Raw genomic sequence first — 8513 nt, 5'->3', positions numbered from 1 at the left:
TTGCTTATAATTTTCTGCCGAAAAAACCTTCTTTAAAATACGAAACAATTAAAACTAACCAATTAGCGGTCTTTTATTAATCGAGTTCAGGTTAAAAAGATGTTTTTATTCTCATAGCTTTCCGCTAATCCTTCTAGAATACAAATTACAATATCCTCGGTGTTGGAAAAACTTAAATTTATTTTATACTATTTACAAAAAAACCGCTCATTGCTGAACGGTTATAAAATGTTATTCAATAGACATCGGTTTATCTTCTGCTAGACATTCTTTGCAAATGGTAATTATTTTATAAAAATCCATTATTCTACGATTCATCGGACTATGTAATCGCAAATTCATTTCATACTTTTTGCCTTTCCATTCAATAAAATTATCATACGGAAGTTTAGTTTCCATTTTTGGGATATGAAGGTCTATTTGCTCTTCAAAAACAGCTTGTATTTGCTCTGTTTGTTCTTTGGATAAAGCAAAATCTTTAAACGTTTCTTCTATCTTATCCCCTACTATGGGTTTTAGAAGGTTTGCATAAAAAGGAACAAGGGTGCTGAATACGCTACCAATACTAAAGGATTTATATTTTTCTTGATAGCTAAATGTTTTATTATGATCTTTATCATAATAAGTTTCATTTGAAATTTTTATACCATTCATTATTATTATTTTATAAATTTTACAACTACTTCTGTTCTTAATATTTCTTTACTTGGTTCAAAAATCGCCTTTTCAAACCCATTTTTCTTAGCCCATTTTCCTGTGAAAGTTTCAAAAGATGCTTTTTCATAAGAAATTCCTTCATCTACAGCTTTCCAAAACTGGGTGAGGTTGATGGATTGACCTCCATATTGCTTGTAATAACTTGGATTGGTTACCCATACACCAAAACTTCCATCGACTGTTCCAAATTTAGGGTTGTTTTAATGAATACTTAAAAAATAACCGCTCATTGCTGAGCGGTTAAATCAACTAAAATGGAATATTGTTTTTTACACGATGGATATGCTCCTCTACCAAAGCTTTAAAATTCCAACCATTGGGTTTAATTAAAGGTTGTGACCCGCCTTTTGCCAAAAAAGGCATAATCAAATACACTTTGGGATCCTCTTCAGTTTCATCTAAAAATATTACACTATAACAACTATTATATACGCTAAACGCAAAAAATGGTCTATCTACTTTTTGATTTGTGCTTTCTAGTTCTTCTTTGGCAATGTTTTGAAGCTCGCCTAAACCCTCTCCTAAATCATCGAAGGCAAAGTTATTAAAATCACCTGCTAAAAATAGAAACTCTCTAAATGCTTTTGGAAACTCTTTCCCTTTATTGAACTTATTTTCTAATTCAACTATCTTTTCTATCGATAGAGGCCTATTTTTAAATCCATCTAAAACTGGATTTTCAACTATTGTGTTTAAATATTGTATTGTCATTTTATTTAATTTTTAATTTTTCTTTTAAACGTGCTGTACCTTTAATTGTCTCATCACTATACACTATAATTTTCACTTTTTTACCTTGTGTTTTTAGGTAATCTTCAAGCATTACAAATTCTCTTCTACAACTGCCACAGGTTTTAAAGATGTTTTGGGTTTCTATGATAAATTCATCTCCTTTATTGATATGATTTCTCAAGAAATTGAAAATGTATTTTATTTCGCTGTCGTAGTTTCTAGGATTACCCGAAAAATCACTTGCCCCTTTTACAAATGCTTCAAAGTTATCATAATCATCTAAAATATCAATTGCATTTGGTGGTAAATCAGGCGGGTTTCCAAAAGAAGTTATTAATTTGTCTTTATCCCCAGAAATTGAAAACTCTACTATTTCATCAATTTTTTTTCCTTGGTTAAAAATAGTGGTCTTAAACTCTGCTTGGTTAAACCCTCTTCGTAAATTAGGGTATTTGTCTAAATATTTAAAATACAATTTTCTTAAACTTGTTGGATATAAAAGCTTATTTACTATTTTTTCTTCCCATAATTTATTAACCAAATTCACATCTTGAAATTTTGGTCTTGTTAACATAAAGTCATCAACGTGTTGGTAAACTTTTTTCAACCCTGCAATCTTATACAACTCCCCAAACAACTCATCATATTGTTTTCTAAAAGCACCATCAGATTTCTCAATTGCTTCTCTCGCACTCTTCTTCAACCCTACTTTTAACGAAGCTGTCAATTCGCCAGCCAAGGTTAAAAGCTCTAAGTAAAACAGAAAATGAGATAATTCTTTGTAAGGACTTTCGTTTCGTAAATCTGTAATTTTGAGCAGTAAATTAAGAGAACCACTGGTTAGCTCTACAACTCCAGCAGCTCCTTTTATGTAACGTAATATATTACTCGCCTGTACCACTTTTTCTATCCCATCAACACCTTTGGCTACTTGAGCTAGCTTATTAAGCTTGGTAAGATGCCTAAACTTGGCAATATTTCCCACTCCTGATAATGTGGTTAAAATATCAAGCTTTTATTGTGTTGTTGTTTTTAACTATTTCAAAGAGCTTTTAAACTAAAAACCACCCGAAGGTGGTTAGATATGCATTAAAAATACTTCTTAAATCTATCTTCTTTACTTACATAATGTTTAAAATCATCAAAATCATCTTTACGCCAATTGTTTTTAATATGTTTTATCATTTCCTTTATAATATTTTCATCTTCACAATGATCTAAAACAGAAATTGCAATCAACCATGATGGTTTAAATGTTCTAAATTCTATTTTTACATTTCTATCAGCAATTAACTCTTCAAATAATAGTTTCTTAAATTCAAGTATTCTTGAGGCAAAGACTGGATAATATCCATATTCTCCATATGGCGAGGGTGTTTTGTTAAAATTATTTAACAATTCTTGATTTGAAAATTTATTAATATTTTCATTTAACTCTATTAAATGTTTCATAATTCTAATATTTATTAAATTCGTTAATTCTGTTTAAGATATTTTTGTCTGTTATTACAGTTTTTCTCGCAAGAAACTCTAACTCATTTTTAAAATTCACTTTTAATTGTTCAATTACTTTTGAATTATCTCCTTTTAAATTCTTCACAAAATCAATTTCTTTGGTGTAAGCATTTAATTCTGTTGTAACTCTATAGTTTAAATCAAATAAAGATTCCATACCCAAGAAACCTTCAGCTTCATCATCAAGAAAGTGTGTAAATTCATGTTCCCATCCAGAGATAGAAGCCTCTTTGTGTATGTGTATTTGACCTGGATTGCCTTTTGATAAACCTGGTGAATACCCTAATGTTTCGGTTTCTTTGTAAATAATCTCGACTTTTTTCGAGTTTAAAATATTAATGATTTCATTCAATCGTTCGGGATGTGATTTATATGCCGCTCCTAAAATATCAGCTACAGGATCGGCGATCGAATTTAATTGTTTAAATCTATTGTCTGCGTTTTTTCTCAACTCATCAATAACCTCATCAATCTGCTTCGCCTCCTCAGCATTTTTAGCTGTTTTTCTAAGATCATCTTCATGTTTCAAAATCTCTTTGGCATTTTTCCTTATTCCATTATGAATGGCAGCTGTTAACTCTCCTCCCAAAGATAGCAATTCCATATAAAACAAAAACTCATTAAGAGCTTTGCCTATTTGGGTATCTTTGAAACCTGTTAGCTTAAGCAAAATATTTATCGTACCGCTTGATATTTCTACGACAGCTGCCGTTGCAACTACAGTAGATTTTGCAGTGGCTATAGCTTTACCCGTTTTACTCACGAAAGATAGTTTTTGTGCTTTGGTGGCTATTTTTGCCAAATGTCTGAACTTGGCAATATTTCCCACTCCTGATAAAGTTGTTAAAATATCAACCGTATATTCTCCTGTGGTTACTACATTGCTCCAAAAAGTTTTAAGTTCGTTGGCATATAATACAAAAGCGGGTACCAAGGTTTCGTGCTTTAGGTCATCAAAAAGAAAGTCTTGTTGGTCTGTCTTTACGAGATAAATAGGATAATAGGGATGATAGCTTTCGGTTTCAGTAACTTTTCTGCTTTTGGTTGTCATTGCACCACCAGGGTCTTTTCCTATGTAGGTTTCATATTTGCCTGTTTCATAGGTTACAGCTAACGCTGTGTTTGTCTTTTCTACAACTTTTAGCGAAGTGAAATAAAAACCAATTGTTTTCTCTGATTGGTAGGGCAAAAATAGTGAGCCATCAGTGTTGCTATAAATAGGGTTGGTTGCTGGATCAGGAAAAATAAATGTGCTTTCTTTCCAAATTCTCCACAAAAACTTAACGAATGTCACAAAATTCTCGCCGTCTATTTTATAAAATAAATTAGATAATAATGAGGTTTTGTTCCTTGCTTTTCGGTTGATTAATTCAGATAGAAAAATGTACTTGCTTTGTGAGCTTTCCGCTAATCCTTCCAAAATCCTAATTACAATATCGCCCATGAACTAAAAAACCACCCGAAGGTGGTTTAAATATTATTCTAAAACATCTATTGAACCATGAGGGCCCAAAACATATAAAACTTCTGATGTTTCTGCATCTATGTGAACAATATATAATATAGGATTCATATATCCCTCCATATCAAAACATACAGAAAATACATCTCTTTCTTTATCTTCATATTTTCCAGAAAACATTTCTAATTTTTCTTTAAATTGAACTTTTTCTTCATGAATGAATATATAATTCCAATTATTCTTTTTTAAATATGTTTTTGCAATTTCTATTGCTTTTTCTTTTGTTATCATCTTATTTTAAATTTAAAAGGTTATCAATATTTACTTCTTGTCGTTTTTTTGGTATTTGAGAAATACTGAAATTAAAATCTGCTCTTAAAGGATTATCTAAATTATCTGATATACCATAAGTCTCATAGTAATAATTCATATAACCTTTTGCATCAATTAACTCTTTTCTATTCAAATATTGTTTATGCTCCATTAACTTATCAAAAACATATCTTTCTCTTGTTATTAAACCATCAACACCTTTTAAATTATAATAGTTTTTTATTCCTAAACTTTTGCAATGGTTAAAGTGCAAAAATTCATGTAAAAACTCTAATATCGTTGCATTTTCTCTTAAAACCAATTTCATTTTTAAACCATCAGTTATAAACATAGCAGCATTATGAGGTTCCATAATAACAGTTTTTCCTGATGGATAAAAATACCCCTCTACATCAAAAAGTCCTTTTTCGTTACCGATTTGAAGTTCTACTTTATTTTTAGTAAGAAATGATTTTATTTTAGATATAGCAACCTCATCTAAAATTTGCCCTGCTAATCTTCCTCTATTCAGTAAAGAAACTTCTGCCACATCAAACAACTCATCCAACAACTTTTGTTTCCCTACCTCGTCTATTTCGCCTTTTTCAATAAGGGTATCGAGTTGTTTTTCTAGATTGTCGCTTTGTTCAAGAACTTCTTTGGCACTTTTTTGCAACCCATTTTTTATGGCAACAGTAAGTTCGCCTGATAAAGATAATAATCCTTCTTATGCAAATGAAAAAAACCACCCGAAGGTGGTTATTATTTTAATAACTTCCATCAACTTCTATGTACCCATGTGGTCTTGAGTAGTATAAAATTTCATAAGTTGTGGCATCTACATAACAGGAACAATAATAGCCTTCTATAGCACTAGTTATTTCACCATTTTCATCTCGAGAAATTATTTCATCTGGGAAATAAAAGAAAACTCTATAAATTTCTCTTTTTTTGTATTCTCTATCTTCAATTTCTTCTTTGTCCCAACATTCTATACCTATTTCTTTGTCATAATCTAACCATCCAATGGTTTTCATATTCTTTTTTACTTTTTCTATGATTTCTTCTTTTGTCATTATTTTGTGATTTTAATTTTATTAATTTCTATTCCTGCTCTTTGTAATTTATTAATTACGGGTGAAATATTTTCTTCATAAGCATGTTTTAATTGTTCCTTATTGAATTTTTTAGCTTCTTTCATTACTTGATTATATACATACATTTCACGTTGGTATTGTCTTGTTAAATGTTGTTCTGGAGTGCCTCCTACAGATTTCCATCCTTTAATGTATTCTTCTTTACCAAGTTTCATAAACTCTTCAAGGTGTTTAAATTCATGAAAAATTTCGTATTCTGTAACTCCTTTTTTTACAAATATTTCCATTGTAAAGGGGTTGAACCCTGCTTGTCCTCCTTTTAATGTATCATTTGTTTCATCAATAATTTTAAGGACTGCTTTTCCGTTACTTATATCCTCTATTTTGCTTATCCAAAGCTTTATTTCTTTTCTTCCTAACTTTTGCCCTCCTAAAAAACCTTTTCCACCAGGTCCAGTTAAAGGAATATCCCATTTAGCAAGGAAATCTATCTCTGCCACAGTCTCCAAATGAACTAACAATTCATCCGCTTCTTTTCGAGCAACTTGACCTTGCTCAACTAAATCATCAAGTTGTTTTTCTAGCTTGGAAAGGTCTTCTGATTTTTCTACAAGTTTCTTTGCACTTTTTTGCAACCCATTTTTTATGGCCACAGTAATTTCGCCTGATAAAGATAATAATTCTAACCAAAACAGATATTCTTGCAGAGATTTGCCTGTAGCTGTGTCTTCAAAGCCTGTGAGTTTTAGTAATGTATTGGCTACTCCACTGGAAACTTCAACAATTCCTGCTCCAAGTTTTATTTTTGCAATCAAGCTTCCAGCTTGTCCAAGTTTTGCTAAATGTCTGAATTTTGCCAAGTTACCAATGCCGGAAAAAGTCGTTGCAATATCTAAAACATACTCGCCTGTTTTAATGAAATTATGCCAAAAGGCTTTGTTTTCGTTAGCATAAAGTAAAAATGCTGGTATAATGCTGTCAAAAACAATAGTAGTTTCTTGTTTTTCTACATTCTTTATAAAGATCGGATAAAAGGGGTGATAGGTGTAGTTTTCTATTATTTCCTTTTCCTTAAAATCATCTACCCAAACACCATCTTCTGTTTTTCTTCTTATAGGCTCAACTATTTTTTTGCCGGTTTCATAATCCACAATTATTTCTTGATTTACAAAATCTACATTGGCATTGCTAAAATAAAAACCTGCCCATTTTTGAGATTCATAAGGCAAGAAAATAGGGCCATTTGTGCTTTTAAATTCAGGATTTTTTTCTATGTCAGGAATCGTAAAGCGTGATATTTTCCAAATGTTGTATAGAAAAAGTATCATCTTTTGGTTATTTTGGCCATCCACTCGATAAAGCAATCGTTCCAAAAGCGGTTTTTTGTCTCTAGTTTTTATATGGATAAGGTTGCCTAAAAAGATGTTTTTATTCTCATAGCTTTCCGCCAAGCCTTCCAAAATCCTAATGACAATATCCTCGGTATTCGGCCCAAAATTGGTGACAGAATGTTCTAATAATGTCGTCAAGACGTCCCACAAAAAGTTGCGGTCTATTTTTTTAAATAAAAATATAGGTACAAAATAGAGCGTCTCCATCATTTGGTTGTAGTTGCCAAAACGAAGATGGCTATTGAGATAATAGACATATTCGTCTATAAAAAGTTCTCTGGAGGTGCTGGTAGTAGGGTCGTCATCTATAAAATTATCTATATCGTGAAGGGCATAAAAAATCGTTTGATTCAAAAATTCTGCCATAGCTCCATAGCTCTTAAACTCAAGAGATAGAGCAACGTCTGATAACGAAATGCCACGTTCATAATAGGCATAACTTAATGTATAAGTCGTGGCTTTTATATCAAATCTTGGCAACAAACACACCAAACCAGGTTTTGCATCTTTTGTAAAAGTTACTTGCTTTTTTAATAATGAAAAAATGGTTTGTGCTGCAGACGACATCAGGGTTCTCAAAAACAAATCAGAAAGCCCCAAGTCATAGCCTTCATGGTCTTTAAAATTGAAAAGATAATTACCCTCATTTGCAACATCATTAGCAACATCATTAGGATGATAGGCAAAGTTATCGGGAAAAACTGTTACCTCTTCAAGAGAAGGTGCTATAATTATTAGGTTTAGATAATCATAATAAAAAACAGGTTCGGCATCAAGTGCTATCATCTTCAAATCATCGGGATCGAGGCTTTCCCAATCGGTTGATAGCTCCAAAGGAATCCTGCGAAACAAGTTATTGCTGTCGTTTTTCTTGATGTAATACTGCAGTGTGTTGTTTTGTGCCAAAATATAGAGGTTCCCTTCTATTTCTTGATCTAATTTTTTATATAGGGTTGCGTTTTCGAGTTCAAGCTTGTCAACAAAAATCAAATCGTCCTCGTGAGGAATACCAGCAATGGTATAGTCTAAATCAACTTTTGTGGCCATACGGCAGTTGCTTTTTTCAAAAGCTTCTTGCCTTCTGTGAAACTTTAAATAATCTATTATTTCTTTAAAATCGCTCATTCATGTTTTTGTTTTAAAAAAAACATCGGCAACGGTTTTGGCACCACCTGAGTAAAAGGCACTAAGGATAATGTCAACCAGCATCCCAATGATAAAGCCGGTATAATAACCAAGGGCATCAACAGGAACGCTAAGGTCTGCATTCCAAACAAAAAGTGCAAA

The 8513-nt window shown here is 31.8% G+C and carries 9 protein-coding genes; all 9 read right to left on the bottom strand.

From position 1 onward, the window contains the following. Positions 1–231: 231 nt before the first annotated feature. The 9 genes from J2X31_RS18065 to J2X31_RS18025 all read right to left on the bottom strand — a co-directional run bounded on the left by J2X31_RS18065 (position 232) and on the right by J2X31_RS18025 (position 8351). A complete protein-coding gene (locus J2X31_RS18065; RefSeq protein ID WP_310028972.1) occupies positions 232–654 on the bottom strand; it encodes a hypothetical protein in 423 nt (140 codons plus the stop codon). Positions 655–966: 312 nt separating this feature from the next. After that, a complete protein-coding gene (locus J2X31_RS18060) occupies positions 967–1428 on the bottom strand; it encodes an SMI1/KNR4 family protein (protein ID WP_310028969.1) in 462 nt (153 codons plus the stop codon). A gap of 1 nt (position 1429) precedes the next feature. Further along, the gene (locus J2X31_RS18055; protein ID WP_310028967.1) at positions 1430–2434 is read right to left on the bottom strand and encodes a hypothetical protein; all 1005 of its coding nucleotides are present in this window, start codon (positions 2432–2434) and stop codon (positions 1430–1432) included. A gap of 104 nt (positions 2435–2538) precedes the next feature. Next, on the bottom strand, positions 2539–2901 hold the full coding sequence (locus J2X31_RS18050; protein WP_310028965.1) for a hypothetical protein: 363 nt from the start codon (positions 2899–2901) through the stop codon (positions 2539–2541). Between the two features lie 4 nt (positions 2902–2905). Next, complete coding sequence (locus tag J2X31_RS18045) at positions 2906–4384, bottom strand: hypothetical protein (protein WP_310028963.1); 1479 nt, start codon at positions 4382–4384, stop codon at positions 2906–2908. 57 nt (positions 4385–4441) lie between these two features. Then, a complete protein-coding gene (locus tag J2X31_RS18040) occupies positions 4442–4717 on the bottom strand; it encodes a hypothetical protein (protein ID WP_310028960.1) in 276 nt (91 codons plus the stop codon). Position 4718: 1 nt separating this feature from the next. Further along, positions 4719–5414, bottom strand: coding sequence for a zincin-like metallopeptidase toxin domain-containing protein (locus J2X31_RS18035; protein ID WP_310028958.1), 696 nt, complete (start codon positions 5412–5414; stop codon positions 4719–4721). Between the two features lie 91 nt (positions 5415–5505). Beyond that, on the bottom strand, positions 5506–5814 hold the full coding sequence (locus J2X31_RS18030; protein ID WP_310028956.1) for a hypothetical protein: 309 nt from the start codon (positions 5812–5814) through the stop codon (positions 5506–5508). Next, complete coding sequence (locus tag J2X31_RS18025; RefSeq protein WP_310028955.1) at positions 5814–8351, bottom strand: zincin-like metallopeptidase toxin domain-containing protein; 2538 nt, start codon at positions 8349–8351, stop codon at positions 5814–5816. The genes J2X31_RS18030 and J2X31_RS18025 overlap by 1 nt, the downstream gene beginning before the upstream one ends. Positions 8352–8513 lie beyond the last annotated feature (162 nt).

Source organism: Flavobacterium arsenatis (assembly GCF_031456785.1).
Taxonomy (GTDB): Bacteria; Bacteroidota; Bacteroidia; order Flavobacteriales; family Flavobacteriaceae; genus Flavobacterium; species Flavobacterium arsenatis.
This window is presented reverse-complemented; position numbering and strand designations above follow the sequence as displayed.

Coding starts and splice junctions, on each gene's coding strand:
- J2X31_RS18065 (WP_310028972.1), bottom strand. CDS start 654: ATGAATGGTATAAAAATTTCAAATGAAACTTATTATGATAAAGATCAT.
- J2X31_RS18060 (WP_310028969.1), bottom strand. CDS start 1,428: ATGACAATACAATATTTAAACACAATAGTTGAAAATCCAGTTTTAGAT.
- J2X31_RS18050 (WP_310028965.1), bottom strand. CDS start 2,901: ATGAAACATTTAATAGAGTTAAATGAAAATATTAATAAATTTTCAAAT.
- J2X31_RS18040 (WP_310028960.1), bottom strand. CDS start 4,717: ATGATAACAAAAGAAAAAGCAATAGAAATTGCAAAAACATATTTAAAA.
- J2X31_RS18030 (WP_310028956.1), bottom strand. CDS start 5,814: ATGACAAAAGAAGAAATCATAGAAAAAGTAAAAAAGAATATGAAAACC.
- J2X31_RS18025 (WP_310028955.1), bottom strand. CDS start 8,351: ATGAGCGATTTTAAAGAAATAATAGATTATTTAAAGTTTCACAGAAGG.